This is a genomic window from Bradyrhizobium sp. Leo170 (genome assembly GCF_004296405.1).
Taxonomy (GTDB): domain Bacteria; phylum Pseudomonadota; class Alphaproteobacteria; order Rhizobiales; family Xanthobacteraceae; genus Bradyrhizobium.
Genome location: NZ_PSRR01000954.1, coordinates 1 through 254, shown reverse-complemented (window position 1 = coordinate 254; position 254 = coordinate 1). Strand labels below are relative to the sequence as shown.

General features: G+C 67.3%; 1 pseudogene. It reads right to left on the bottom strand.

The annotated features are described in order from the left end of the window. A pseudogene (locus CWO89_RS45490) lies at nt 1-254 on the bottom strand (IS256 family transposase); the annotation flags it as partial.

The following is a 254-nucleotide window of genomic DNA, read 5'->3' as shown; positions in this document are numbered from 1 at the left end:
GATGAACAGTCTTGGCACCGTCGGGTCGAGCCCGCGCGCGACCAGGTTGTCCAGCAGGGCCTGAACCGTTGCGGCATTCTCGGTCGCCCCTTCCACCAGCGCCAGCGGATGCTTGTTGCCTTGGCCGTCAACCCCGATCGCGGCGACCAGCACGAGATCGTCGCCGAGATGCAGCCCGTCGATTTGGACCACCAGAAGGTCGAGCGCGGACAGATCGGCAGCCATGAAGTCGGCCAGCCGCGCCGCCGACAGCG